Annotated in this window: 23 protein-coding genes; 14 read left to right on the top strand and 9 right to left on the bottom strand. The window is 45.6% G+C overall.

Annotation, left to right across the window (positions count from 1 at the left end):
- Nucleotides 1-32: 32 nt before the first annotated feature.
- The 5 genes from ACJJIL_RS14540 to ACJJIL_RS14520 all read right to left on the bottom strand — a co-directional run bounded on the left by ACJJIL_RS14540 (nucleotide 33) and on the right by ACJJIL_RS14520 (nucleotide 7,243).
- Nucleotides 33-365 carry a hypothetical protein gene (locus tag ACJJIL_RS14540; protein WP_444905878.1) on the bottom strand — a complete coding sequence of 111 codons (333 nt, stop codon included), beginning with the start codon at nucleotides 363-365 and terminating at the stop codon, nucleotides 33-35.
- Nucleotides 366-577: 212 nt separating this feature from the next.
- Nucleotides 578-3,679: an efflux RND transporter permease subunit gene (locus ACJJIL_RS14535; protein ID WP_445360028.1), complete on the bottom strand. Its 3,102-nt coding sequence runs from the start codon at nucleotides 3,677-3,679 to the stop codon at nucleotides 578-580.
- Entirely contained in the window at nucleotides 3,676-4,758 is a 1,083-nt protein-coding gene (locus ACJJIL_RS14530) for an efflux RND transporter periplasmic adaptor subunit (protein ID WP_444916009.1), read from the bottom strand. Before ACJJIL_RS14530 ends, ACJJIL_RS14535 begins: the two co-directional genes overlap by 4 nt.
- A 576-nt stretch (nucleotides 4,759-5,334) precedes the next feature.
- Nucleotides 5,335-5,631 (bottom strand): hypothetical protein, encoded by a 297-nt coding sequence (locus ACJJIL_RS14525; protein WP_444905875.1) that lies wholly within the window; start codon nucleotides 5,629-5,631, stop codon nucleotides 5,335-5,337.
- A gap of 22 nt (nucleotides 5,632-5,653) precedes the next feature.
- Nucleotides 5,654-7,243 (bottom strand): VCBS domain-containing protein, encoded by a 1,590-nt coding sequence (locus tag ACJJIL_RS14520; RefSeq protein WP_445360027.1) that lies wholly within the window; start codon nucleotides 7,241-7,243, stop codon nucleotides 5,654-5,656.
- Nucleotides 7,244-7,623: 380 nt separating this feature from the next.
- On the opposite strand from ACJJIL_RS14520, the gene ACJJIL_RS14515 reads away from it, so the two are divergent.
- From ACJJIL_RS14515 to ACJJIL_RS14475, 9 genes are all read left to right on the top strand, one after another.
- Nucleotides 7,624-8,259: a CHAP domain-containing protein gene (locus ACJJIL_RS14515; RefSeq protein ID WP_445358723.1), complete on the top strand. Its 636-nt coding sequence runs from the start codon at nucleotides 7,624-7,626 to the stop codon at nucleotides 8,257-8,259.
- Nucleotides 8,260-8,404: 145 nt separating this feature from the next.
- Nucleotides 8,405-9,574, top strand: coding sequence for a hypothetical protein (locus ACJJIL_RS14510; protein WP_445360026.1), 1,170 nt, complete (start codon nucleotides 8,405-8,407; stop codon nucleotides 9,572-9,574).
- A gap of 12 nt (nucleotides 9,575-9,586) precedes the next feature.
- Nucleotides 9,587-10,594: a sensor histidine kinase gene (locus ACJJIL_RS14505; RefSeq protein WP_445360025.1), complete on the top strand. Its 1,008-nt coding sequence runs from the start codon at nucleotides 9,587-9,589 to the stop codon at nucleotides 10,592-10,594.
- Entirely contained in the window at nucleotides 10,582-11,343 is a 762-nt protein-coding gene (locus ACJJIL_RS14500; protein WP_444896587.1) for a LytR/AlgR family response regulator transcription factor, read from the top strand. The genes ACJJIL_RS14505 and ACJJIL_RS14500 overlap by 13 nt, the downstream gene beginning before the upstream one ends.
- A 760-nt stretch (nucleotides 11,344-12,103) precedes the next feature.
- Nucleotides 12,104-12,991: a hypothetical protein gene (locus ACJJIL_RS14495; RefSeq protein WP_445360024.1), complete on the top strand. Its 888-nt coding sequence runs from the start codon at nucleotides 12,104-12,106 to the stop codon at nucleotides 12,989-12,991.
- A 613-nt stretch (nucleotides 12,992-13,604) separates the two neighbouring features.
- Nucleotides 13,605-14,219: a hypothetical protein gene (locus ACJJIL_RS14490; protein WP_445360023.1), complete on the top strand. Its 615-nt coding sequence runs from the start codon at nucleotides 13,605-13,607 to the stop codon at nucleotides 14,217-14,219.
- 23 nt (nucleotides 14,220-14,242) lie between these two features.
- Nucleotides 14,243-14,926, top strand: a complete 684-nt coding sequence (locus tag ACJJIL_RS14485) for an ABC transporter ATP-binding protein (protein WP_445360022.1) — start codon at nucleotides 14,243-14,245, stop codon at nucleotides 14,924-14,926.
- The gene (locus ACJJIL_RS14480) at nucleotides 14,914-16,128 is read left to right on the top strand and encodes an ABC transporter permease (RefSeq protein WP_445360021.1); all 1,215 of its coding nucleotides are present in this window, start codon (nucleotides 14,914-14,916) and stop codon (nucleotides 16,126-16,128) included. The genes ACJJIL_RS14485 and ACJJIL_RS14480 overlap by 13 nt, the downstream gene beginning before the upstream one ends.
- Nucleotides 16,121-16,906: an outer membrane lipoprotein-sorting protein gene (locus ACJJIL_RS14475; protein WP_445360020.1), complete on the top strand. Its 786-nt coding sequence runs from the start codon at nucleotides 16,121-16,123 to the stop codon at nucleotides 16,904-16,906. Before ACJJIL_RS14480 ends, ACJJIL_RS14475 begins: the two co-directional genes overlap by 8 nt.
- A 66-nt stretch (nucleotides 16,907-16,972) precedes the next feature.
- Here the strand turns inward: ACJJIL_RS14475 and ACJJIL_RS14470 are convergent, their stop codons facing one another.
- A complete protein-coding gene (locus tag ACJJIL_RS14470) occupies nucleotides 16,973-17,977 on the bottom strand; it encodes a tRNA dihydrouridine synthase (protein WP_445360019.1) in 1,005 nt (334 codons plus the stop codon).
- 565 nt (nucleotides 17,978-18,542) lie between these two features.
- Between ACJJIL_RS14470 and ACJJIL_RS14465 the strand changes: the two genes are divergently transcribed.
- The 4 genes from ACJJIL_RS14465 (at nucleotide 18,543) to ACJJIL_RS14450 (ending at nucleotide 22,672) form a co-directional block, all read left to right on the top strand.
- A complete protein-coding gene (locus ACJJIL_RS14465) occupies nucleotides 18,543-18,779 on the top strand; it encodes an OadG family protein (protein ID WP_444896594.1) in 237 nt (78 codons plus the stop codon).
- A gap of 53 nt (nucleotides 18,780-18,832) precedes the next feature.
- Nucleotides 18,833-20,623, top strand: a complete 1,791-nt coding sequence (gene oadA / locus ACJJIL_RS14460; protein ID WP_445360018.1) for a sodium-extruding oxaloacetate decarboxylase subunit alpha — start codon at nucleotides 18,833-18,835, stop codon at nucleotides 20,621-20,623.
- A 19-nt stretch (nucleotides 20,624-20,642) separates the two neighbouring features.
- Nucleotides 20,643-21,959 carry a sodium ion-translocating decarboxylase subunit beta gene (locus tag ACJJIL_RS14455; protein ID WP_445360017.1) on the top strand — a complete coding sequence of 439 codons (1,317 nt, stop codon included), beginning with the start codon at nucleotides 20,643-20,645 and terminating at the stop codon, nucleotides 21,957-21,959.
- Nucleotides 21,960-22,225: 266 nt separating this feature from the next.
- A complete protein-coding gene (locus ACJJIL_RS14450; protein WP_282933578.1) occupies nucleotides 22,226-22,672 on the top strand; it encodes a magnesium transporter CorA family protein in 447 nt (148 codons plus the stop codon).
- A gap of 91 nt (nucleotides 22,673-22,763) precedes the next feature.
- Here ACJJIL_RS14450 and ACJJIL_RS14445 read toward each other — a convergent pair whose 3' ends face one another.
- The gene (locus ACJJIL_RS14445) at nucleotides 22,764-23,330 is read right to left on the bottom strand and encodes a type 1 glutamine amidotransferase (protein ID WP_445360016.1); all 567 of its coding nucleotides are present in this window, start codon (nucleotides 23,328-23,330) and stop codon (nucleotides 22,764-22,766) included.
- A gap of 81 nt (nucleotides 23,331-23,411) precedes the next feature.
- Nucleotides 23,412-23,960 (bottom strand): hypothetical protein, encoded by a 549-nt coding sequence (locus tag ACJJIL_RS14440; RefSeq protein WP_445360015.1) that lies wholly within the window; start codon nucleotides 23,958-23,960, stop codon nucleotides 23,412-23,414.
- Between the two features lie 193 nt (nucleotides 23,961-24,153).
- On the opposite strand from ACJJIL_RS14440, the gene ACJJIL_RS14435 reads away from it, so the two are divergent.
- On the top strand, nucleotides 24,154-25,035 hold the full coding sequence (locus ACJJIL_RS14435; protein ID WP_445360014.1) for a LysR family transcriptional regulator: 882 nt from the start codon (nucleotides 24,154-24,156) through the stop codon (nucleotides 25,033-25,035).
- Here the strand turns inward: ACJJIL_RS14435 and ACJJIL_RS14430 are convergent.
- The gene (locus ACJJIL_RS14430; protein WP_445362007.1) at nucleotides 24,962-25,306 is read right to left on the bottom strand and encodes an allophanate hydrolase-related protein; all 345 of its coding nucleotides are present in this window, start codon (nucleotides 25,304-25,306) and stop codon (nucleotides 24,962-24,964) included. The two genes, ACJJIL_RS14435 and ACJJIL_RS14430, sit on opposite strands and share 74 nt — an antisense overlap.
- Between the last annotated feature and the right edge of the window lie 21 nt (nucleotides 25,307-25,327).

Raw genomic sequence — 25,327 nt, 5'->3', positions numbered from 1 at the left:
TATAAAGGGCCAGTCAATCATATGAGATTTGGCTACTCATCATGAAACCGGATTGAGCCTAAGCGAATCCTGTCATCTTCACATCCGTAGTAACTGAACTTTACAGTTTTCTGGGACATATATGCGGAAAGCAGAAAAGATACTTTGGTGTTGTATATGGCAGAGTCGTCATTGATAAGAAAAAAGGTGTTCTTGCTCACGCAGCTCACCTCTGTCTCTGGATTGACAAATCCTCTAAGTCTGACATCTACACCATTCGAGTGTACTTTTAAGTAGTAAATTTGCGCCTTCTCTGTCCAAGCGGCATCGCTGATAAGTGGCAGTGTAAATGGGATACTCAAAAGTAAATATATTAGAGACTTCATCCTTGATTCCTTACCAATTTATAAGTGGTAATTAAACCTTTGCTCTCCATGTTGGTTAACTACATCCTATAAAACTATAGCAAATAAAGTCACTTGAATAAGTGGCGCACTGCGTCGCAAAGTACTTTTCGGAGTAGGTATTAACGCCCATTCTGGCACAAAAATAATGCTTCCAGTTTGGGCGTGAATAAATTGAGGTCAAATGAGAGATATCACGCAGTAGAGGCTTCCGGCAGTTTCAACTCACTCTTTTGGGTAGTGTCAGACGTATGAGAGCTAAACAGCTTCTGTGATAGTAAAGCAGACATAAATGCCAAGACAAATAAGGCGCTAAACACCATTCCGCCGGTAATAACCGCAGCTAGACCGCGATAGATAGCTGCGCTACTTCCGGGGTTAAGCACTAAAGGGATATTGCCAAAGATACAGGTAATTGTTGTAAGCATAATGGGGCGGACACGCAAGCTGGCAGCCATATATATCGCCTCTAATTGATTGGCTCCGTTTTGCAATGACTTATGAAATTGGTTGACTAGTAGTATCGCATTATTAACTACCAGTCCCATTAAGATTACAAAGCCGATCATGGTTATTACATCCAGGCTTTGGGGAGTAAATAGATTTAAAACTTGTAAGCTTATCATTCCGCCAGCGAATGATAAGGGTACAGCACAGAGTACTGCTGCTGCTAACTTTGCGGACCTTTGGGCGAAATACAATAATAAGGCCAATACTGCAATAGCGGCTGCAAAAATCTTTAGAAACTCACTGAGGAACAGGTTGAGTTCATTGGCGCTACCTCTAAACTGTGTATGAAGATCATTGTAGGAACTTGCTGATAAAAACTCTTTCACAGATTGATCAACATCCTCGACAAAAGACTTCATAGCAACGCCTTCGGGAGGAGTTAAGCTTATTGATGCACTCACTTCCTGGCCGACACGAAGTATACTAGCTGGCGCTTGAGTGATTTTGGCATCGGTCAATTCACGTAGAGGTATAAAGCCGTGACTGTCAATCAGTATCTCTGTATTTAGGAGCGTCTCAAGATTTTGTGGTTCTCTTGCTTTAAGGTAAAAAGGAAGAGTGTTGGTTCCCGTATAGAAGTGCCCAATATATATTCCGTCGGTTAAAGCCATCAGATGATGATTTAATTCCGATATCGTAATACCTAAACGAGCTAATTGTACTAGCTTGGGTTGAAATTCAATACGAATCGCTCTATTTTGAAGTGCGCTACCCTCTTGAATTTGTGCTTCTGGAAACTCTAAGCGTAAATGGCTCATCAGCTCACTCCCGGCCATCTGTAGTCGAGATAGCTCTGCCCCTTTGATATCTAACTGGCTAATACGGTTGTTGGGTAGGGCAAACCTTAGTAAACCACCTTGTCTGAAATGTATTCGAGTCCCGATTAGTCCAAAGAGAGCTTTTTCATTTAGCCAACTCTTTAGTTCTTCAAAATCCCAGTCCCCTTTTGTGTATAGATAGAGATTGCAATTATTTGGGTTGCAAATTATTCCATAGGTTGAAACTTGGTTCTCTATTTCTTCTCTATTGGCTGTGATTCTATTTACGACCCGTTCCCCAATTTCATTTCTTATGGTCTCTGTGGATAAAGGACTTTCAAAGTTGATATAAACAGAGACCATATTTTGTTTGGGGTCTGGGAGGACATCAATGTCAGGGCTAGAAAAGGAAGTAGCAATGAGTGCGACAGGTAATCCTAACAAAATCACAGTGGAAGCTAGCTTAGGGTTGTTTGCAGAACGGATAGAAAGCTTCACCCACCATTCAAGCACTTTATTGATTTTGATACTGCTGGATCCCTCCTCAGCAATTGCTGCTTTTCCAAGTAAGTGTCTGGCCAATGAGGGTAGTATTAGTAGAGCAAACAATAGTGATGCTAATAATGCGCTTGAAATTGTGAAGGCCAGGTCCTGAAAAAGCTGCCCTGTTGCTGACTGCATGGCAATAATGGGCAGGAATACGATAACACTGGATATTGTAGATGAAACTAATGGGCCCGAAACTTCTTTGGTTCCCCGCGTGATACTTTCCTGAATATTTATACCCTGCTTGCGCAGTCTTTGAATATTTTCTACGACAATAATTGCTGCATCGACCATTAACCCGATAGAAAGTGCAATCCCTGCAAGTGAAACTACGTTCATACTTCTATTTCCAAGATACATTCCCAGAACTACCAAAGAGATACAAATGGGGATACTTAGAAATATTAGGGTTAGAGTTCTGGGGTTACGTAAAAACCAATAAATAACCAGGCAGGCGAGTAGTGATCCCAGCAGGAGGCTTCCGTATACCAGGCTGAGGGAATTCCGAATACCCGTGGAGTCATCCCGGCTTATGGCGAGCTTCATCCCCAGTCGATTTAACTCTCCGTCATTTAGTTCTTCTATTGTTGATTTGAGCTGGGTGATGGTTTCTAGAACATTGACATTTTCGGTAGGGCGTAGGTAGAAGTATAGAGATCTATTGCCTTCAAGGGCAAAATATAACCAATCTGAAGCTACACGCTCTTTTACCGAAGCAATATCCGAGAGTTGAATGATTTGGCTTTCTCGTGTTGCGATAGGTAGCGTTGAAAGTTCCTCTAGTGGGATCTGCCCCTTAAAATGAAGGGCATAATCTTTTGATCCAATTTTTAGATTTCCTCCCGAACGATCCGTTAAATTGTTTAGATTTTCGGTTATCTCACTAATGGTTAAAGAGTACCGAGTCATCTTTTCCGGATCGAACTCAATATCGACCCTTTGGGCAGTGGGTGTGCCGGCCTCTTCAATAGACTGTACACCAGGAACTTTGCTAAAGGCTGGCTTTACATGATTTATAAACGCGTCGATTAATTCAAGTTCGCTAGCTGGCTTCTCAGAATATAGGAAAAAGGATCCAAGCGTAGCCCCTGCACCATTTGCAAAATTGAATACATCCGGTGTGCGAACTTGTGTTGGCCAATTGGGTACTTGGTTGATTTTGGACAGTACCTCAATATACATTTTCTCCATATTTGCCTCCGAATGGAAGTCAATTATGGTCCAAGCCCAGCTACTATTAACATTGGTTTGCAATTCTTTGAGGTGGCTTAGGCTAGAGAGTTCCTGTTCTAGTGGAGCAATTAGTATTTGTTCTATTTCTTCTGCGGTCTTTCCTGGCCAGGAGGTTGCGAGTGCAATTTGTGGACGATTAATGGATGGGAGTAGGGCGTTTGGTAAATTTATCCCGGCTATAACCCCGGCTATTATTAGGGTAAAGGTACAACAGATGATAATTGAGCTGTATTTCTCCAGGGACTTCATGTGTTTTCCCTCTTTGTAGGAGTAACGGCTTCATTGAGCTGTAATCCTTCGTAACCCAGTACAATCAAAAGATCGCCAGGAGCAATACTTGAACGTACAACAAAGTAATTATCGAGAGTATCTATTATTTGCACCCTGGTACTAACTGCTCTTTGGTCGTTGTCTAGAGTCCAAACCTTATATTGTCGCCCATTCTCAAGAATTACGGCGTCACTAGGAATTCTAGTAATGTATTCTTGCTCGCTATGACCCGCGAAAGGGGTAAACATAGTTATTTCAAATCGCTGCCCAACCAGTAAGGATTTGAATTTTTGTCTGTTTACTTTAAAGTAGAGATTAAAGTTCTGTGTTTCTGGGTTTACTATATGGCTGATATTTCTGAGCTCAATATCTTGCTCCTTAATTTTGAAGGTGCTATTGCTTAGCAGACTTTCTTTATTTATGTGTTCTTCAGGGAGACTACATTCAATTTGATTTTCAGTTAGTGGGAGTAACTGCATAATTCTTTGTCCTGGGTTGAGGTTTTCTCCAGGATTAGCTTCTATGCTTAAAACTTGACTATCGGTTTTTGCGTAGTGCAGTAGTCGTTTAGAACGATATTCAGCTGTATTTAGTTGTTGTACGAGTCTTTGCTTGGTTAATTGATAGGTGTCCACATTGAGCTTAAGGTTATTTAAATGAGACTGAGAAACCATGTCGGCGGAGCGAAGTTTCTCCAGTCTACCTAGTTCTTCTTCTGCATAGTTAAGCTGGCTTTGTGTTAATTCAATATCGGTGCGAATGATCTTCATTTGCTGGGTGAGATAAAAGTCATCCTGGGCTGCTACTAGTTCACCAGCTTTGATAATGGAGCCAACAGGCTTTATTTCTATAAGTTCAGCATCTGAGTGACTAGATATTTGATGTAGGGCAGGGGATGATACAGAGCAAAATAACTTTGTTCTAATAGCTTGCTCCCAGGGTTGCGCTGCTTCTACTAGTACTGTGCGGCTATCGTTGGCAAGGCTATTGGAGCCAATAATTAACAGAATAGGTGGGATGCTACCCATAAAGAGCTTTTTAATTTTACTGTTTCTCATCCTGAGGCTCTGGTCGGTTTTATTTCTGAGTTAATTGCTTAAGCGCGGTAATTAGTATTTAAAATTAAAGAGACTGAAGTGCCTTTAGTATTATATTTGGCTAAAAGGTATTTGGATGAGCTATCTGCTGCAATCTCGGTGCGGTAAGATGAAATCTACAAGGGGTGAGTTGTTCATGTTTAGAATTTTGTAAAATGTTAACTTTTACAATGGATGCTTTTGGCGCCAAAGGCTAGTTTCTACTACATATATTGCAGCGCTTATATGCCCAGCTGGAAATGGCGGCGGGAGTGGTATTGTGAATATTAGAGTGGCTTGCCTGCTCGGGTTTTCTATCGGCGTAAGTTGAATAGGTCTGTTTGTAACTTACCTAAATGGTAAAGATGTGCCGATATTATAAGACTTAAATAATTAACTTTAATAATGTGGCCAGTAAAATGTATCTAGGTCTGAGGTGGCCAGGTGTTAGGCTAATTGGTGTTGTGTTAATCGGGTGCACTGATAATGTTCTGTACACCCGAATTGATCTATGCGGAATTTGTGTGGTAGGAGTTAAAATTATAGTTAGATAGGGCGTTACTCCTCTCGTCTTAACTCCAGGCGTTGAGATTCACGTATACGAAAACGCCGTTTGTTTTCTCGTTCTCCATGGATACGTACTCGCTCACCAGATTGCATACCTTTCTTCTTTGCCTCTTTGGCGTCGATAAAGTAGTAGTCACCGGTAGTTTCGTCTTTTACGGAGAAGCGGTGATCCACTTCTCCTGTTTGAAAGTTCTCGGAGATCTCTTCCTCTAACACGCCAGTTACGGTCTCTTCGGCAATCGCTGAAGAGGAAAGGGCGAGAAGTAGGGCTAAGGGTAGATTTTTCATTGCGGTCTTACTCCCCATTAAATTATTCATCGTAAGTTACAGAAACAGTTGCAGAGTTGGTGCTGTTGTCAGTGGATAGGAATTCAATAGTGATCCCAGCAGATGAGTCAGTAAAGCTGTCCCCGGTAGTTGACAGTGTGGCTACCTGATTGGCGGTAACATTGTTATTACTGGTGCCGCTAAGATAGTGAACTGTTACCGCATTTTCGTGGTGTGGACGGGGGTTGAGGGTGTCGTGCTCGACGTGGTATTCGATGTAATAGTAGTTTTCTCCATTCCTGCTACCAATACTTTCGGCCTTTAAGAGTTGAGGTAGATCGCTACTAAGCTCACCAGCAGTAAGTTCTATGGCTTGAAACTCAATACTAGTGGTGCTGCCTGCGACCGCCTCAATAGTTTCAGTGTATCCGGGGAATGAGTCATACCAGCCCATATAGTCACGATGACCGCTTCCAAAGAGTCGTGATTGCCATGCATTGCCCATTAGGGAGCCGTCACTACCATATTCACTCTCACCGCTATCGTTGGTATCCCCATCATTATTATCGTCATTGCCGGCGTGGCTCAGGCCAATATTGTGCCCAATTTCATGGCCCATAATCAGTTGATCACTATCTGCAATTATCATGCTCCAGCGGCCTCCGACAGAGGCGACTCCTGTGCCAACCAGTCCTGCACTGGCCGCTGCTTCCGGGAAAATGTAGACCCGATGACGCCAATCGTTGAGCTCTACAGGTTGGTTGTTGGAGTCTAGGTAATTGCTTTCGATCCAGCTGGTTGCCCTATCTCTCCATGTATAGCCGCTATCGTTATATTCACTTCCCGAGCGAGATTCCGCATCTTCGATGCTCAGTACACCACCATTCTGGCTGTCGGCAATGTTGTAGGTAAAGCAGTCTATAGAAGTGCTCTCATCATTGTTTTCACCGTAGCAGTATTGATCTAGTGAGGTGTCACTGCTTAGATGGCGGCTGAACTTTAATTGTCCCAGAGAGTTTTCATGGTAGGCATTATCAAGAGAATCTGTGTCATTGAAAGCCATATTTGCAATTTGGGTAACACTGAGATCATCTTCTACAGAGGCATCTGAGAAGTTCATAAAGATAAAGACAATGCTGCTTTCAGTGGCTTCGATGGTTTGAATAGAGAACACTACGGAGAGGGTGCTACCATCGGTGAGCTGAAAAGAGATTGTGTCCTCTACGGAATCACCATCATTCAGATTCTGGGAATTGGTGTTTAATTGATATTCCCAGTTTCCACTTTCATAGAGAGTGAAATCTCCATAGCTTCCAGCCACACTACTGGCTTGAAAGGTGGGGCTATTGCTATCGGTATCCTCAAGGGTGAGAGTGCCACTGGCATACTCTTGTGTCCCTACGATAAGTGATGCTAGGGGATTGCTGGGGTTAAAGGTGTAGCCCCCCGTTTCTTCATCACTATCGTCATTCCCGTTATCGGAATCATCAGAACCACTGTTGTCTCCGCCGTCGGTACTTGTTTCGGTTTCAGTAGTCTCATCGTTGGAATTACTACTGCCGGATCCTCCTCCACAAGCTGTAAGGAGAACCGATAAACTGAATGCTGTAAGGAATTTTAGGGTATCAGGCATGACAAACTCGACGTATTTCTTAATCTAATTGAGCAAGGCGATTTGTAATTGATGGACAGCTGCTCAGTGGCCCGGTTCCTGCTGATTATTAGTTAAATAACTATATTTGGATTTTGGGTCACCTAAGGCAAAATAGCTATCGCTTTTTTGGCAGGTTGTGACGGTGTTGGACCAATTGCTATTAGCGCCTGTAAGTAATGTGAACCCCGTTTGAGCAATTGATGACAGGGTTCAAAAAGTTAACTAGGTGTAATGAGTAGGATAAAGGAATGAGACCTATATTTGAACGTAGAGTGCACTTAACCCCATTTGCTTTTTTGCACAGGTGGGAGTCTGAAATTGGGGTGTTTTTAGTTGGGGTTGATTAGAGGGAAATATGGATGTTGTCTTTCGTTGAAACAATCAAAGAAGGTGGAAGGAAGGGTAGGTTAATTGTTGTTGTGGCCGGTATAGGACTTTTGATCGCCGTGATATATCAACTGGCTACTCGCCTAAACCTTAATACAGCTTATTCTGTCGGAGAGATTATAGACTCACTTCATGGGGTAGAAGTTTATTACAATGGAGGAGTTAATAATGTTGAAGAGCGCAACACCTCGGAAGACGGTTATAATCTTGGCCTAAGGTACCAGTGTGTTGAGTTTGTTAAGCGCTATTATTACGAGCGATTTGGGCATCGAATGCCGGATACATTTGGACATGCTAGAGATTTTTTTGACCTGACAGTCCAGCACGGGAGTGTGAATACCAAAAGAGGATTACTGCAGTTTCACAACCAAGGTAATACCCCTCCGAATATTGGCGATATCGTTGTTTATAGCCCCTCCCTTTTTAACCCTTATGGCCATGTAGCTATCGTTTCTATGGTAGATATAGAGAATGCTACCCTGGAGATTATTCAGCAGAACGCGGGTCCATTTTCTCCCTCCCGAGAGCGTTACCCACTTATTTTCATGCCCTCAGGGCAATGGTATGTAGAGAATAACCGTATTCTCGGATGGTTGCGCAAAGAGTAATCAACTTTTCAGAGGGTTATTTAATGGATAACCCCCTCCATTAATCTCGGTCAAAAGCCATTTATCTGATTCCAGTACCGTTGGTCTTATCCGATGGTATGGGCCTGGAAGGTTGGTAGTGTGCTTCCCACGAATGGAGGCAACTATGAAACTATATTCTCTTTGGGCGCTACCTCTACTGATTGGTAGTGCTACTAGCCAGGCGGATGCCCTTGAATCACAGTGGGAGCTGGCGATGACAGCCGCTTATGATCGCGCTTCTGATAGCTCACTTTTTGAGGCGCAATCAAGTGTGTCTCGGCAAGCTTTACTACAGGGGGCACTACAGTATGAAGCTTGGGAAGGGCAGATCTCTGCATTCCACCAGGCAGAGCGCGGTGGCAGTGAAGACTTAGAGTTGGTAGTTGAGGAGCTTTTCTGGCAGGGGAGCTGGCAGGACTGGGATTGGTTGCTGGGCAAACGCCGCCTGGACTTTGGTGTTGGTTATGGTCATCGTCCGCTGGATTGGTTTCTACCCATAGAGCGGAATCCGGTATCACTTCAAGTGAGCGAAGGAGTTGGGGTGGTGTCTGCCAGTCGTTTCACTGAGAATGGAGAGCTAAGTGTAATGCTGGTGGATGCCGGTATCAGCCAGGCCTCTGGGGGTGACCACCCAAAGGGATTTGCCATGCGCTGGTATCAGCTTGGAACTAGTGCAGAGTGGCAGTTACTGGGTTACATGGATGATCAGCGAGGTATGAACTTAGGGGGAAGCTGGGTTAATACTTATGGAGAGCAATGGGAGATCCATACAGAATGGCGCTACCAGCAAGAATACTGGCGCTGGCGAGCCCCAGCTTTGATGGCTATGCCAAAACAGGAGCAGATGGATGATGGCTGGCAAGCTCTTATAGGGATGACATGGGCAAACAGCATTGGGCATTCGGTTATTTTAGAGTACTGGTTTGATAGTCGGGCCTGGGGGAAAAGCGAATGGGAGCAGGTGTTTGATAACAGCCTGTGGTACCAAAATCAGGGAGTGCAGTGGGATGGCCTTCGCCAATCCTCAGCGATGGCCTTTTTAAGTGATAATACCCTGAGGCACAATTTACTTTTACATTGGACGCTTACCAATAATGAGTACCATCCAAAAGTAGATTTAATATACACGCCTGAAGATGGTGGCCTTATTTTAACTATCGGGGGTGAGAGGGAGATTGCGGACGATTGGGTACTTGGAACATCCGTAAGATATTTTGCTGGTCCTGATGAGTCTGCTTTTGCGCAGCTCCAAAACCAGGCTGTATTTACCTTGAGTACGACTATTGTTTTTTGAGTGGAGTTAAGGGTGAATCTGTTAAGAGAGTGCTTACGTACATTGATAATTTGTGTGGTGGTGGCGGTAATTACCCAGGCTATCTGGGGGGGGAGCTATGCAGTTCACGGCGTAATTTCTCTGGCGTACGGATTTATAGCGACATCCACGAGGCAGGTAGTCGAGTTTTTCAAGCCCACCTGGCCCTCAAAAGTAAAGTATGCGGTAGTGAGTTTAGCGGCAATTGTCCTGGGAACTCTACATGCTTGGTGGTGGGTATCGGGTTTTGGGGAATTTCGGGCACTTGATTTTTTAATTATTGCCATTCTTCTTTCCATTTTTCTCTATCAAGTCCATCTTAACCGGGAGCAATCTCACCAGCTTGAGAGGGAACGTCAGGAAGCTGAATTGTTAAAGCTTGAACAACAAAAGACTCTTGCTCAAAGCCAGCTAAAAGTGCTGCAAAGCCAGATAGAGCCTCATTTTCTATTCAATACTCTGGCCAATCTAAAAATGCTAATTCGTCACGACCCTCAAAAGGCAGAAGACCTACTGGATAACTTTAGTGATCTCTTGCGAATTAGCTTGAAAAAATCCCGTTCCGACCAGGTATCTTTAAAGGTTGAGCTTAGCAGTTTGAAATGCTATTTAGAGATTCAAAAGATACGCCTGGGGGAAAGGTTAGAGTATGAAGTTGATTTATCAGAGGATGTGAGTTTAGAGACATTTGTTCCCCCGTTACTTGTGCAACCCTTAGTCGAAAATGCAATTTTTCATGGCATTGAGCCTGCAGCCAAAGGTGGACTGGTCCGGTTGCGGGTGAAACAGAAGGAAGGCCAATGGGTTATTGAGGTGGAAGATAATGGTGTGGGACTTACTGCTGGGGCTAATAAACTTAGCTCCAGCAAACACAATGGGATTGCGCTAAGCAATATTAGGGAGCGACTTTCTACCCTTTACCAAGAGCGTGGTAAGCTACTGATTCAAAGTAATAATCAGGGCGGAGTAACTGCCCGTTTGGAGTTTCCATGCGTGCCATAATTGCAGATGATGAGCCTTTATTGCGTCACCATCTCGACCAAATGCTTGCCGATATTTTTCCTGAGCTTGAGGTTATTGGTAAAGCCTGTGATGGTAACGAAGCGTTAGCTCTGTGCCAGCGAGAGGAGCCTGATGTGGTTTTTCTCGATATTCGTATGCCTGGAATGGATGGTTTGGCTGTTGCTGAGGCTCTTGGCAAATTACAAACAAATCCTATTGTTGTTTTTATCACGGCCTATGATGAGTATGCTGTAAGTGCTTTTGAGCATGAGGCAGCCGACTATCTGCTAAAACCTATTGATGACAAGCGATTGGAAAAAGCTTGTGATCGTATTCGGCAGCGCCTGAGAGACCGGGAAGAGGGTAACCTAAAGTCAGGACCTGATATTGAGGCGTTACTGAGGCAGCTTTCCTTAAGCAGACCTGAGTACCTTCGTTGGATTAAGGCAAGCAAGGGAGAAGATATTCATCTGATTGCCTGCGATGAGGTTTCGGCATTTGTGGCAGAGGACAAATATACGACGGTTTACTCTGGTCAGGGTGAGCATATTATTAGAACCCCACTAAAGGAGTTGTTAGCTCAGTTGGAGCCAGATTTATTTTGGCAAATCCACCGTTCTACAATTGTCTGTGTGAAGCGTATTCAAAAAGTATGCCGTGGAATAACTGGCGGTGTATCTGTGGTGATGGATGACGGGCGTCAATATACGGTGAGTCGCAGGGCTGCTTCGTTGTTTAAAACAATGTAGCGATTAACAATTTATATTTATCTTAACTTAGGGGGGGTAAATTAATTCCTCCAATTAAATTGATATGTATGTCAGAGATTCATATCTGCTACCTAAGATTTAATAACTTTATCGCCCCTTATTTTTCATGGCCGGACATTCAGATTGGTTTGGCATCGAGAGATCTTTAGTCTAAATGCTCCAACTGCCACTGATCAAAGGAAGGGTGATAAGGGGGGCGATAAGAGACTATAGCGTTAAAGATGATATTGGCTTTATTGAATTACTATTAAAGCCGTGCTTTAAACTTAATGGGACTTTAATTGCTAAGACTTTAGGATGGTTGCTGTTTGGGTTTGAATTTGGACGCTTGTTTACATGCTATTGCTATATGATTTGACTAATAATCTTGTGCGAACTGGGGGGGTGTTTTTGTAATTGTCGGTAATTTACTTTAGGGGTTTGATTGGCATAATTGCCCGCGACTTGAGGGGTGGAGTGTTTTTTAATTGTAGATTAACTATTTTGGTGGGTTTGAGTTTGTTTGTGCCTGGTGCTTGAGATTCTGCCTGAAGGTCTATTTTCTGCTCATTTGGCTTGTAAAATAGGCTAAGATTTTTCTTTATGGTTTTTCTATTTTAGGACATTTTCTTAAATGGCTGGGAAGGTATATGTGCTGCATTCTTCCCGAAAGTGCCTAATCTATTTTCCTCTTGTAATGGCAGGTATTCTGCTGTGAGTACCTGTGTGTAAATTTTCTCCGATAATTAATGGAATAATTATGTTGGATAGTTTTAAGTTGGATCCTTCTTCTGTAGAAGGAGTTGAGGATCTAATTGAGGTGAAATCTCCCTACTTTGCGCTAGAGGCTTTATATTTTGACGCTGACGGCTGGCTTGTTGCTAAAGTGCCTGTGCAATGTCAAAGTACATATGAAAGTAGTTTAATGGATGTCGCGGAGATTGGTCGACACTTGGCAATTTTGGGCTCTTGTTTTGGCGCTTTGGCCAATCCAGTAAGATCCAAGCATTACTACTTGGCGCGCAAAGCTGATTTGAAAACTTATGATAGCTTTGTTTCTGATATGCGCCCTGATTACCTTCTGGCCCGAACCAAAGCCGTATTTGCCAGTAAGAGAGAGTTAGTTGCTGAGGCAGAATTGTTAGACCCTGCTGGTGAAGTGGCGGCACGACTTAACGTGAAATATCATGTAATGCGGGAGCGATCTTTCCATAAGATATATAGTGATAGTATCCATGATATCACTCCTGTTATTAGCGATATTAATCCTTACTCCAAAAGTATTGATATTAATGTACATAATATTGATCTAATGTCTCTGACGGCAAGTATCGGTAGAGTTACTCCAGAAATGTGCATGGGGCATTTTGATAGGGTGAAAGCGTTGCCCGTTGCTATTGCCTCGCAGAGCCTTATTAAGTCATGTTGTATATTTTTGAGGCGGTTGACAGGTGAAGATAGTGCTCGTTTTATAGTTACTTCTGCGGATTTATGTGCGGACAACTTAGCGCTGGCAGGACAAGATGTAGATATAAAAGTAGAACTCTTAGATGTTGAAAACGATGTTTTTATTGTTCGTACTATAGCTACAAATAATTTGGGACAGTCTGTCGGTGAAATGACCACCCATATTGCAATGGTGGATTAGTCTTTGTAAATTTCATTTGATATTTTATACAGATCAAAGGAACTGCTCTTTTGGTCTGTATCCTCTCTATGTGCATCGCGCACTCTTATTAGTATCAATTTAGATACCAAGTCTTCAATGTTTTGGCGATTATGCAGTCTTTACTAATTGGTACTCTCTCCTGAGTTTAGACACTTTAACGATAGCATCTCTTCGCGTGCAGTAATTTTCCACCTATCCACCCTCTAGGGAGCCTCTGAATAACTCCGTAATGCCTCTGCGGGTCTTGAAGGCTGCAGATGTTAGGCGCAGCTCGCCGGGAATGGCCGTAGTCCTTTGCAAGAGCTGCAACGCAGCAGCTGTGGCCTTCAAGGCCCGCCCTTCGGGGCGTGCAGAGCGATTCACACTCCGCGTTGCGACTTCTTGAAAGGTCTAGACATTCCTGCGAAGCCGCGCCTTGATTGTGAACCGCTCTGCATGCCAGAGGTATCACGGAGTTATTCAGAGGCCCCCTAGAGCCATTCAGCATAAGTTTTTGCCTCTTATCCTCTCCAGAGACAGTTCATCGCACTGTCCTGAATGATATTTGGATGCTAGGTAATCTATTAAAAATTCAGAAGCAAGGAGAAGTGTAATGAAAAGGTTACTTGTAATAATGGCTTTAAATCTTGGGGTGAGCGTTTCATCCTTTGCTGCCCAGGACGCAAAAATGGAAGATTTGTACCAAAAAGCGGCAGCACAGGGTGGGGCGGCGATAGAAGAGTCCTATGAGGCTTTTAAGACATTACAGAAAGATAACCCCTCTGATCCTATTGTACTTTTTTACCTGGGGGCTAGTGAGACTCTAATGGCAAAAGAAAGCTGGTTGCCCTGGAGAAAGGTCAGTTATGCAGAGAATGGAATTGCCCGTATGGATAAGGCGCTCACCATAATTGAAGAAATGGATAACCCTGGCCGTTCCTCTCAGGGGATGCCTCAAGACTTACTGCTTAAAGGAATTGCCGCAACAACTTTTACTAAGGTGCCAAAGCTATTTAATTCTTTTGACCGTGGGTTTGAACTTTATCATGAGTTGATGGGCGATCCACGCATAGGATATATGCCGCCAGACGCTACTCGCTGGATTTACTGTGGTGCATTGCAGGCTGCAGAGCTTGGGGGTGACAAGGAGTTAGTGAATTTATGGGGAGCAAAGGCTGAGAGTCATGGCATATCAAATCCATGTGATGATGTTAAAAACTCTGATTAATAGTGCGAACAGGTAGTGAATCTATGTTACAGCTCACTCATATTGAAAAGACTTACACTTCTGGTGAGGTTCAACTTAGGGCCCTAAAAGATGTGAATCTGGATATTCGAGCAGGCACTATGGTAGCTCTGTGCGGACCATCGGGGTCTGGTAAAAGTACCTTGTTAAATATTTGCGGGCTACTGGATCATGATTACAGCGGAGAAGTCTGCTTTGCCGGCGAGGTGCTGAGAAAAAGCCATCGGCAGTCAATGAAGATCCGTCGTACCCAGTTGGGTTTTGTATTCCAAAAGTTTAATTTGGTTCCGGTAATGACAGCCTTTGAGAATGTAGCCTTTCCACTTCTTTTGAATGGAATGAAAGAAGGTGAAGTAAAGCGGCGTGTTATGGACATGTTGAATCATGTCGGGCTGTCCCAGTTTTCCAACTACAGGCCAGATCGACTTTCAGGTGGACAACAGCAGAGAGTAGCAATCGCTCGAGCACTGGTGCACCAGCCCAAATTGGTAATTGCCGATGAACCTACGGCCAGCTTGGATAGTGTTACCGCACAACAAATTATTGAGTTAATGAAAAATTTAGGAATGGAGCAAAAAACAGCTTTTATTGTTGCCAGTCATGATGATCGAATGACTCGTCATTGCGATAGAGTTGTTGAGTTGAAAGATGGTGTAATTCTGCAGGAGAGTGCTCTATGCGTCGCTTAAAAGTCGCGGTTTTAAATTTATTGCGCAATCGTCGCAGAAGCTTTCTTGCCGTTGCTATTATTTCCATTGTGGTAACGGCCTTGATGACCTCCGGAGGTTTTGGCCTATTTACGTATCAATCCCTTAAAGAGAACGCGGCGCGCAGTGAGGGGCATTTGGTGCTAACACAGTCGGGATATTTCTCTTCTGATGAGGACTTTCCTCTTCAGCTTGGTTTAGATAATGCCAATAAATTACGTAGGAACTTGTTGGTTGAGGAAAATGTGAAGGCTGTGCAGCCTAGAGTTTATCTGCAAGGGTTAATTTCCAATGGTGATAAGTCTTCTATTTTTTTAGGTCAGGGGATATTGCCAAGTGAATTTCGGGTGAAGGGGCCTTTTCTAAATGTCACTGAGGGCAGTATTTTATCAAACAGTGAAGATATCAGTGATCCCGAGATTATGCTGGGTAAGGATCTCGCAAGGAATCTTAATGTAAGGCCCGGGGATTATATTACTTTAATGTCCTCTACCGTTCATGGGGCTCTCAATGCAATGGATTTTAAGGTTAGGGGAGTTTTCGGGACTGGTGTTCCAGATATGGATAAGCGTCAAGTATATATTTCTGTTCCGGCTGCGCAGTTCCTTTTAGATAGTGACAGGGTCTCAACCATGGCAATCTATGGCTACAGCCTTGATAAGACATCGAGCTTGCAGGAAAGACTGCGTGAGTTAGTTCCAGAGCTGGAAATTACAACTTGGGAGGATCGTGCCTTTTTCTATCAGGGAGTGAAGAGTCTTTATGATCGAATTTTTGGGTTGATGGGAATCATTATGGCACTGGTTATCTTTGTCTCGCTTTTCAATACGCTGGCAATGTCGGTAACAGAGAGAACACGGGAAATAGGTACCTTGTCCGCACTGGGTGCATCCAAAGGGGAATTGATAACTGGGTTTATATTGGAGGCTTTAGTACTTGCCGTAGTGGGTTCTTTAGCAGGTGTTATTTTGGCTGGTCTGATAAGCGCTGGATTGATGATGTTTGACATTACTATGCCGCCACCTCCAGGAAAAACAACGGGGTATCCTTTGACTGTTTATTTCTCTATTAACTTGGCGTGGATGATTTCGGTTGCAATAGCTGCGATATGTGTTTTTTCATCCTTCCTTGCGGCACGGAAAGGTGTCAATAAACCGATTACTGAGGCATTGGTTCATGTATAAATTAAGATTAGGCAGAGTTAGCTTGGCGATTGGTTTTTTGCTGATGTTCTCTCCCTTTGTTTTAGCTGGGACTGAGGAGAAGGAAAGTCATTTTTCCGCTGTACAGGTAGAAAGCATGTTGGCCAAAGCCGATTCCTATCGTCTTGGAGAGTCATCTTCAAAAGTTGTCACCAACATCCAGGTTTTTAAACAGGGAGAGTTAGAAAGCGAAGATCGCTACCATGTTTATACTCGCCCTGAGAGAAAATCATTGGTGGTATTTAAAGGTGTTGGTGAAGAGGGGCAAAAAATGCTGATGCTGCAGGATAACTACTGGCTATTGATGCCCCGCAGCCGCCGCCCTATCCGCATTACACCGATGCAAAGATTGTTGGGGGAGGCTTCAATTGGTGATATCGCCACTTTGACCTGGAGCCAGGACTATCGGGGGCAATTCGAGGCAAGTGAAATTCTAAAGGATAAATTGACCCACAAACTTCAGCTGGAGGCAAAAACCAAAGGAGCCAGCTATCAAAAGATAACATTGTGGCTTGATAGTGAGAGTCTCTTCCCAATCCAGGCAGAGCTTTACTTGAAATCTGGAAAGCTGGCTAAGGTTGCGCATTTTGTGTCGGGGACAAAGGATGAAGAGCTATTTGTGCAGGAGATGGTTTTAGTTGATAGCATCAAGGCTACCACTGAAACCAGAGTTCACTACGAAAGTAGCACTGCGCATCAGTTAGCGGAAAAATTCTACAATCCGGCTTACTTGAGTCGACAGTCAAAAATGGATCTGTGAGAGTGGATCTGAGCGGGTAACTTCCTCTACCAGTATCAATTCCGATACTGGCAGAGGTGCGGAAAATTAGGCTGCCTCAATTGCTGCTATTTGAATTTTCCGCTCTTCGGAAAAAGCTCTATCAAGCTCTTCTGCCTCCCTGAGACGTTTTATTTTATCAAAGAACAATTGGGCTTCAGGAAAAGCCAATTTCAAGTAAGCGAGCCATTGCTTAATACGATTGCCCAGATACTTGGAAGGGTAAACTTCTCGGGTGGTTTGATAGTAACCCCAAAGAATTTCGATAATCTCTTGCCAGCCCATTGCTGTATAGCTCTCACCTGAGCAGTAGGCTTTTATCTGCTTGCCCAAATCTGGCCTGGCTAGCAGGCTGCGACCAAACATAAATGCTTCGCATCCGGTTACTTCACGGCAGCGTTGAAATTCCTCAAGTGTCCAGATATCCCCGTTGGCAATGACTGGGATTTCGAGTTTTTGGCGAATTTCACCGATGTATTCCCAGTAGGCTGGGGGTTTATAGCCATCGACTTTGGAGCGAGCGTGTACTGCCAGTTCATTTGCGCCGCCAGCTGTTGCAGCCTGGGCGTTATCTATATAGCTAGAGCGATCATTAAAGCCCAGTCGGATTTTTGCGGTGACAGGGATGTTTTCCGGGACAGCGCGGCGAACCGCTCCTACAATAGCTTCCACTCTGTGAGGGCTTTGCAATAGGCAGGCGCCACCGTCGCTATTATTCACTGATTTTGCAGGGCAGCCGAAATTGAGATCAATTGCTGTAGCACCGAACTCAACTGCTTTTACTGCATTAATTGCCATTGCATTGGGGTTGCCGCCTAACAGCTGTAACCGAACTGGAATCCCGCTTGGGGTCTTGGCACCCTTGTCGACCTCTGGGCACAAGCGGGTGAATACTCTGCGAGGCAAACGAGTATTAGTGACACGAACAAACTCTGTAACACAGACATCGACCCCTCCGATGGCGGAGAGCAGGGCGCGCACGTGATGGTCGATTACCCCCTCCATTGGTGCCTGGTAAATCGTAGGTTCTGGGGTAGGTGTCTTGTCGGTCATAAGTCAGTTGAGAGGTAAATCATAAATCTAAAGGCGCATATTCTATCAGCAAGTTATTGTAATGGCGCAAAAACGATCATTCTTCAGTATATAAAAGTAGGAGATATAAACTCAGCCTATTGATGTTTTGCACCAAAATTGGGCGTGGCAATTTAGACCCCTCCGTTGCCCCTGAAACCAATAAGTGTTTGATTTTAAAAGCAACTTGTATTGATAATAGAAAAATATCAGTATTTTGGAACTAACGAATTTTTTCCTGTGTGCCCGCTCTTTTTGGGGGAGGATCAGGTGCAGCGGCGGTTGAAATTACCGGTCTAGGGAATAAGATTCCGATGTGCAGAAATTTGGGACGGCTGGGCTAAGTGAGATTTTCCCGGGCAAGTTTATTGGTTGTACGACATAAATTTGTTTAATTGTGAGCGAAGATTTTACATATGCACAAAATATCAATTGGGGTGTTTCAGCTGTCCTGAATAAATAGGTACGTAAATTCATAGTGTTACGGGGACAGATGAAACCGTCCGGAATGGCTGGTTTTATTGCCTGGTGCCAGGGGGAATAAACAGTGCAAGAAACACTTTTGCAACAGGGGCTAGATATCACCCTGTTTGGTATGGGAATTGTTTTTACTTTTCTGCTATTGCTGGTGATCGGTACCGGTATTATGTCGAGAGTCATCTCCCGCTATTTTCCCGAAGCGGAGCCCGTATCCCACACGCCTTCCCCAACCGCAGGGAATGATAAGGCCCATTTACATGCGGTGATTAAAGCGGCGATCGAACAGCATCGCAAAAGACGCTAACCGCCAATCGCTTCCAAACAATTTCCAATAATTTCTGCCGAGAGAGATAACCCATGACTGAGGTTAAAAAGCCATTGGGGATTACCGATGTAGTCCTGCGCGATGCCCACCAGTCACTGTTCGCTACCCGACTGCGACTGGACGATATGCTGCCGATTGCTGAGAAGCTCGATAAAGTTGGCTTCTGGTCTCTGGAGTCCTGGGGGGGTGCCACTTTCGACTCCTGCATTCGCTATCTCGGCGAAGATCCCTGGGAGCGTATTCGCGAACTGAAGAAAGCTATGCCGAACACGCCCCAACAGATGCTGTTCAGGGGACAGAATATTCTCGGCTACCGCCACTATGCGGATGACGTGGTTGAGAAGTTTGTAGAGCGCGCTGCAGTCAATGGGGTAGACGTGTTCCGCGTGTTCGACGCGATGAACGATATGCGCAACCTGAAAACCGCACTGGCTGCGGTGAAGAAACAAGAGAAGCACGCTCAGGGCACCATCTCCTATACCGTGAGCCCAGTACACACCATGGACTTGTGGGTGGACCTGGGGCGCCAGATCGAGGATATGGGAGCGGATTCCATCGCGATCAAGGACATGGCCGGTCTGCTTCGCCCCTATGAGGGCTACGAGCTGGTGAAACGTTTGAAGGCCGCCGTGGACATCCCCATCCATATGCAGTGCCACGCTACTACCGGTTTATCTACTGCTACCGCTCTCAAGTGTATCGAGGCGGGTATCGACAACGTGGACACCGCGATCAGCTCTATGTCCATGACCTATGGTCACAGCCCAACCGAAGCGTTGGTGGCGATTTTGGAAGGCACTGAGCGGGACACCGGGCTGGATATTAATCTGCTGGAAGAAATTGCGGCTTACTTCCGTAACGTTCGCAAGAAATACGCGAAGTTTGAGGGCTCCTTGAAAGGCGTGGACTCTCGCATCCTGGTGGCCCAGGTGCCGGGTGGCATGCTCACCAATATGGAGAGCCAGCTGCGCGAACAGGGCGCCGGGGATCGCTTGGATGATGTGCTAGAGGAAATCCCGCGGGTGCGTGAAGACCTGGGCTTTATCCCGCTGGTTACCCCCACCTCCCAGATTGTGGGTACCCAGGCGGTGCTCAATGTCCTGACTGGAGAGCGTTACAAGTCGATCTCTAAAGAGACTGCCGGAGTCTTGAAAGGTGAGTACGGTGCGACGCCTGCTGAAGTTAACCAGGAGCTGCAAGTCCGGGTGCTTGATGGCGCTAATCCGGTTACCTGCCGTCCGGCGGACCTGTTGGCACCGGAGTTGGACAAATTGACTCTGGAGCTTCAAGAGAAAGCGGGTGAACAAGATGTGGCCCTGACCGATGGTGAGGGGGAGATCGACGATGTACTTACCTATGCACTCTTCCCGCAGATTGGCCTGAAGTTCCTGAAGAACCGTGACAATCCAGTAGCTTTTGAGCCAGTACCTACCGGTAATGAAGGTGCTGCAGTCAAGAACGACAAAGGTGAAGAAGTTTACACCGTGACTGTAGAGGGACAGAGCTACACCGTCACTGTGGCCGATGGTGGTGACTTAACCAATATTGCCCCTGTGTGCGGTGGTGCTCCAGCATCTGCAGCTGGTGCACCTTCCGTGCCCGCCACCGGCGGTGAGCCGGTTAATGCGCCTCTCGCTGGAAATATCTTCAAAGTAATGGTGAAGCCTGGGGACCAGGTGAGCGAAGGTCAGGCGGTGTTAGTACTGGAAGCGATGAAGATGGAAACTGTGGTGAGTGCCCCTCGTGCCGGTAACGTCGCCAGTGTGGCAGTAAAAGAAGGCGATTCAGTGGCGGTGGGTGATGCCCTGCTGTCTATTGCATAGCCAAAGGTAGGAGTCACACGTGGATAATCTGATTACTCTTTGGCATTCCTCCGGTGTCGCGCAGATGGCATCGGGCCAGTTCATTATGATTTTGGTGGGCCTGGGCCTGCTGTTTTTGGCCATTCGCAAAAACTTTGAGCCCCTGCTTTTGGTGCCTATCGGTTTCGGCGGAATCCTGGCCAATATTCCCGGTGCCGATTTGGCACTCTCAGCCGCAGAGACAGCCCTTACCCAGGGAGATGGGGCTGTTTTAGCGCAAATGGCCCAGATCCTGGGCCTCGATACTACTTCAGCTTTACCCGCGCTAAAGGAAGCTCTGGCCAGTGCGCCGGCAGCCGTGCAGGTACAAGCAGCTGAGTTTGCCCGGGATGCCGGTTTCAATAACGGTATGCTGTATAACTTCTATTCCGTAGCTATTGCTTCCGGCATTGCGCCGTTGGTAATTTTTATGGGCGTAGGGGCTATGACTGACTTTGGTCCACTACTAGCCAATCCGCGCACCTTGTTCCTCGGTGCAGCAGCCCAGTTTGGGATCTTTGCCACGGTGCTCGGTGCTGTGGGTCTCTCGGTAGCGGGAATCATGGACTTCTCAATCGCCGATGCCGCTGCGATCGGTATTATCGGTGGAGCAGATGGCCCCACAGCTATCTATGTTTCCAGCCTATTGGCCCCGGACCTGTTGGGGGCTATAGCTGTAGCGGCTTATTCGTATATGGCGCTAGTGCCTATGATTCAGCCGCCGATTATGCGAGCCCTGACTACTGAGCAGGAACGCAAAATTGAAATGGTGCAATTGCGCCATGTGAGCAAGCGGGAAAAAATTGCCTTCCCGATGTTGCTGCTGATTTTGGTGGCCCTGTTCCTGCCAGCTGCTGCACCGCTGTTGGGTATGTTCTGCTTTGGTAACCTGATGCGTGAGTGCGGAGTCGTTTCCCGATTGTCGGACACCGCTCAGAACGCGCTGATCAATATCACCACTATTTTCCTGGGCCTTTCCGTTGGTTCGAAATTGGCGGCAGACAAATTCCTCGATCCTAAAACCCTGGGTATTTTGGCTTTGGGTATTGTGGCGTTTGCGATCGGCACTGCGGCTGGCGTGTTGATGGCCAAGTTGATCAATGTATTCAGCAAGCACAAGATTAACCCATTGATTGGTTCTGCCGGTGTTTCTGCCGTACCTATGGCCGCGCGGGTATCCAACAAAGTGGGGCTTGAATCCAATCCTCACAACTTCCTGTTGATGCACGCAATGGGCCCCAACGTAGCCGGTGTTATCGGTTCTGCGGTGGCTGCGGGTGTGATGATCAGTATGGTGCGGAGCCTTACTGGCGGGTAACTAAAATCCATTGCTTTGGAAGAGAGGGCGAACAGTGTTCGCCCTTTTTTGTTGACCTAAAACAAATGCATTTTGTCCGCTTTTGCTGGTTAAAACAGATCCTTCTGATTTAAATAATGTGAAGAGGCAGTCATAGCTGGAGTAGGTATGTTAATCCGGTCAACAGAGCATCTCCATCGATAGAATTCATTTTGAGTTAAGGTTAGTTGCGCTATATTCCTCCCAAAATTTTTACTGGAATAAAAATTCATTAGGAAGTAACCCCAATGCGTAGTTTGCCATTCTTAATTGCCTTTGCTCTTTTCTCCACTAGTGTATTTGCACATGATAATCATCAAACTGCGGAAGAAGTCCGCCAGTTAAAGAAAGAGGTGGTTAAGCTCCGTAAAGAAGTACACTCTGACCACAAACAGGGTGTTGGAGCTGAAAATGTTCGTGACTTAGAAAAAGAAGTGGTTAAGTTACGAAAAAATGTCCATCGGCTTCAGGACTTGATTTTGGAGTTGCAGGCGAGTATTGACGCTCAGCCCGAACTGGTACCGCCAGCTCTAGTAGAGGAGCGTCCAAAGTGGGCTTGTTATATGAAGGATCCAGTGGCGGGAGGCATGCATTCAAATGGCTTTAGCCGTATTGAGGCGAAGGGGAAATTACTTGAACTCTGCACCCAACGCAGTGGTTTTTGCTCTGAGTCAAGGATCAAGTGCTCTGAATAGATGAGCTGTTGAATTGGTTTGTGAGTGTTAGGGGAAATTCAGTTTATGAAGCCTGCTGAATTCCCCAATTCCGCCCACCCAATCAATAGTATCAAAAACTCACATTTAACTGTGTGAAGTGCGCATCAAGCAGCTGAAATAATAAATCGCGCCCTTTGCGATGAAGCGCCTCTGGGGAGCCGTGGATTTTAAAGTGTTCGGGAAATAACTTGGCAACATCCGTTTGTGACCACTCTAGATGAAATTGTAATCCCAACACATTTTTGCCGAATATAAACGCCTGATGAGGGCACAAATCAGATTCAGCCAAGCAGCTTGCCCCCTCCGGAATTTCAAAGAAATAACTATGCGCCTGGAATACACTCTCTAAATTAAAATTCAGTGCTGTTGTAGACCTTATAGGTAGCCAGCCCATTTCCTCTTGAGGAAGTTGGCGGACCTCTGCTTCCAATGCATATGCAAGGATCTGTGCCCCAAGGCAGATGCCCAGTATTGGGATCGGGAGTTCAATGCAGTTTTTCACCCATGCAATCTCATTGGCAAGCCAGGGGAGCCTTTCGCGCTCGCAAACGTTCATCATCCCACCAAGGATAATAACTCCGCTAAAGCCGCTTTGAGGAAATGGTGATTTCTGAGGGTTAATGACAGAAAGCGGCATTTGCTTCTCTGTAGCCCAGTCATAAATATACCCCGGGCCCTCAGTTTCCTCATGTTGGATAATCAGTATTGGTTTGGTCATTTACTGGAAATCCTGATTTTCAAAATACAGTTCTTCCTTATAGTGGATGCCGGCTTTAGTTAGGCTTTTTGGCCAGCTATCTTTCGAAAGCGGTTTTAAACTACTGCTATGAATGTCGCTGGAAAAATTGTGGTCGGTGCTGACCAGCAGTATTTGGTCGAAGCTGGGGGTGGATGCAATTTCATGCACAAGCAAAGTGGAATTTTCAAGAAGTATTAATTGGTAGTGCCCATTTTCTGTTCGGGTAAGGGGTCTGTCCATTAGTCGAGAGGTTACCCGGAAAGTAACAGCTTGCAGCGCAAGTTTTCCTCCTCGTTCAAAATGCCCTGTAAACAATTGGGCGTTAAAGGCATTGAGTTTTCCCTCGCGTAGTTTGCTTAAAGGAAATTCCTCTGGAAGCAATGTGACTAACTCGTTTCGCTTGAGGAGGTTTTGCACCTCCTTCTGGTCATCAGTCTCCAATTCCAAAATAACTTGATGACTGTGTTTTCCGCCATGTAGTGGCATGTGTGTGGCAATAATTTGCCCGCCGACGGTAAACAGGGCCATGCCATGAATTCCGACCGAATTGTCACTTTGTGCTAATGAAGATTGTGTGAAGCATACGCTTGAGCTGATTGTTAGCGCCAAAAAGAGAAAAATATTTTTCATCGGTTTTGTGTAGCTATGACCTTGGATGCAGGGGATTCTAAGAGTACTCTAGTGAATAATCGATTCAAAAATAGAGACATTTGATTCCACTATGGAAATAGAAGCACTTGAAAGGTTTCTAGTGATTGCTGCGACAGAGAACCTGCAGCGCTCCGCAGACAGGCTGGATACGAGCCCGGGTGGGTTGAGTAAAACCCTAAAGCGGCTGGAGGGAGAGCTGGGTACTCGCCTGTTTGATCGAGTTGGCAAGCAACTGAAAATCAATGACGCAGGCCGCAGACTGCAAAGTCGGGCGGTTGAGATGGTGGCGATTGCCAGAAGAATTCGCTCTGAAGTTGGTGAGCTAAAGGGAAATCAGGAGTGCCGAATTGCTGCTCCGACCATGTTGCAACTAGCCTGGGGTACATTTATCCACCGCAAATTTATTACTGAGGAAGCAGGGGGGCGGTTGTCATTCACATCGGCCTATGAAGCCTTGGCATTGAAGATGTTATCCAGGGGGGAGGTAGACCTGGCCCTGATAACCGGAGCGGTTTTGGGGCAGTTGTCATCCACAATGGATGCTCGGCCACTTGGCTCAGTATCAATGTGTATTGCTGCAGGGCCTGATCATTCTTTGATCGTGGAGCAGGGGGCTGAGGTGAAGGCTTCACTGTCAGATATATTGCAATATCCATTTGCCGCACCGAGGATATCACCTTTCTGTGGTGAAGAACGGGGGATAGGTAGCGATGGCTGGCCGGAAATTAATTATCCTCGCAAGGTGCAGGTCGTTGTAAATGATTATGGGGTTCTTTGCCAGCTAGTAAAAAATAATAGGCTGCTCGCTTTTCTGCCTGAGCCTCTGATAACTGAAATAGGTGGGGTAATCGTTAGGGTGGAGGATGGCGATATAAAATCTAGTGAAGAGCTCTTTGTAGTAGGAAGGAAAACGAATGCCTCCTGGCTAAGTAAATTTGCCGAGTGGACTTAGTGTTTGGATTGGAGCCAGTTGAGCCAGCTTCCATAGAGGGTATTGTAGCAACTAAACTGCCGAAATAATCGGTTGGTAACTGCCATCTTTCCACCTGGATGGCTTGCCCATCTCCTGATTCATCTCGAACCAGAGCGGGGCGCTCCTCTTCGGGGAGAACATAGAGTCGGTATTGGTGACTGGTTGTTGTTTTCTGATATAACTGTTTTCCCCGCTCAGTGAGTTGCCAGTTGAGAGGTTGCTCTTTGAGATGTGCACCACAGACTACAATTTTTGCCAGCTTGTCCGGTGT

The sequence above is a fragment of the Microbulbifer maximicatervae (SeqCode) genome (assembly GCF_052468095.1).
Note: the sequence above shows the minus strand (reverse complement) of the source record. Positions and strands in the feature narration are given on the sequence as shown.

What these genes read in the sequence shown, in the direction of transcription:
- ACJJIL_RS14540 (WP_444905878.1), bottom strand. Translation starts at nt 365, where the DNA reads ATGAAGTCTCTAATATATTTACTTTTGAGTATCCCATTTACACTGCCA.
- ACJJIL_RS14535 (WP_445360028.1), bottom strand. Translation starts at nt 3,679, where the DNA reads ATGAAGTCCCTGGAGAAATACAGCTCAATTATCATCTGTTGTACCTTT.
- ACJJIL_RS14530 (WP_444916009.1), bottom strand. Translation starts at nt 4,758, where the DNA reads ATGAGAAACAGTAAAATTAAAAAGCTCTTTATGGGTAGCATCCCACCT.
- ACJJIL_RS14525 (WP_444905875.1), bottom strand. Translation starts at nt 5,631, where the DNA reads ATGAAAAATCTACCCTTAGCCCTACTTCTCGCCCTTTCCTCTTCAGCG.
- ACJJIL_RS14520 (WP_445360027.1), bottom strand. Translation starts at nt 7,243, where the DNA reads ATGCCTGATACCCTAAAATTCCTTACAGCATTCAGTTTATCGGTTCTC.
- ACJJIL_RS14515 (WP_445358723.1), top strand. Translation starts at nt 7,624, where the DNA reads ATGTTGTCTTTCGTTGAAACAATCAAAGAAGGTGGAAGGAAGGGTAGG.
- ACJJIL_RS14510 (WP_445360026.1), top strand. Translation starts at nt 8,405, where the DNA reads ATGAAACTATATTCTCTTTGGGCGCTACCTCTACTGATTGGTAGTGCT.
- ACJJIL_RS14500 (WP_444896587.1), top strand. Translation starts at nt 10,582, where the DNA reads ATGCGTGCCATAATTGCAGATGATGAGCCTTTATTGCGTCACCATCTC.
- ACJJIL_RS14495 (WP_445360024.1), top strand. Translation starts at nt 12,104, where the DNA reads ATGTTGGATAGTTTTAAGTTGGATCCTTCTTCTGTAGAAGGAGTTGAG.
- ACJJIL_RS14490 (WP_445360023.1), top strand. Translation starts at nt 13,605, where the DNA reads ATGAAAAGGTTACTTGTAATAATGGCTTTAAATCTTGGGGTGAGCGTT.
- ACJJIL_RS14485 (WP_445360022.1), top strand. Translation starts at nt 14,243, where the DNA reads ATGTTACAGCTCACTCATATTGAAAAGACTTACACTTCTGGTGAGGTT.
- ACJJIL_RS14480 (WP_445360021.1), top strand. Translation starts at nt 14,914, where the DNA reads ATGCGTCGCTTAAAAGTCGCGGTTTTAAATTTATTGCGCAATCGTCGC.
- ACJJIL_RS14475 (WP_445360020.1), top strand. Translation starts at nt 16,121, where the DNA reads ATGTATAAATTAAGATTAGGCAGAGTTAGCTTGGCGATTGGTTTTTTG.
- ACJJIL_RS14470 (WP_445360019.1), bottom strand. Translation starts at nt 17,977, where the DNA reads ATGACCGACAAGACACCTACCCCAGAACCTACGATTTACCAGGCACCA.
- oadA (WP_445360018.1), top strand. Translation starts at nt 18,833, where the DNA reads ATGACTGAGGTTAAAAAGCCATTGGGGATTACCGATGTAGTCCTGCGC.
- ACJJIL_RS14450 (WP_282933578.1), top strand. Translation starts at nt 22,226, where the DNA reads ATGCGTAGTTTGCCATTCTTAATTGCCTTTGCTCTTTTCTCCACTAGT.
- ACJJIL_RS14445 (WP_445360016.1), bottom strand. Translation starts at nt 23,330, where the DNA reads ATGCCGCTTTCTGTCATTAACCCTCAGAAATCACCATTTCCTCAAAGC.
- ACJJIL_RS14440 (WP_445360015.1), bottom strand. Translation starts at nt 23,960, where the DNA reads ATGGCCCTGTTTACCGTCGGCGGGCAAATTATTGCCACACACATGCCA.
- ACJJIL_RS14435 (WP_445360014.1), top strand. Translation starts at nt 24,154, where the DNA reads ATGGAAATAGAAGCACTTGAAAGGTTTCTAGTGATTGCTGCGACAGAG.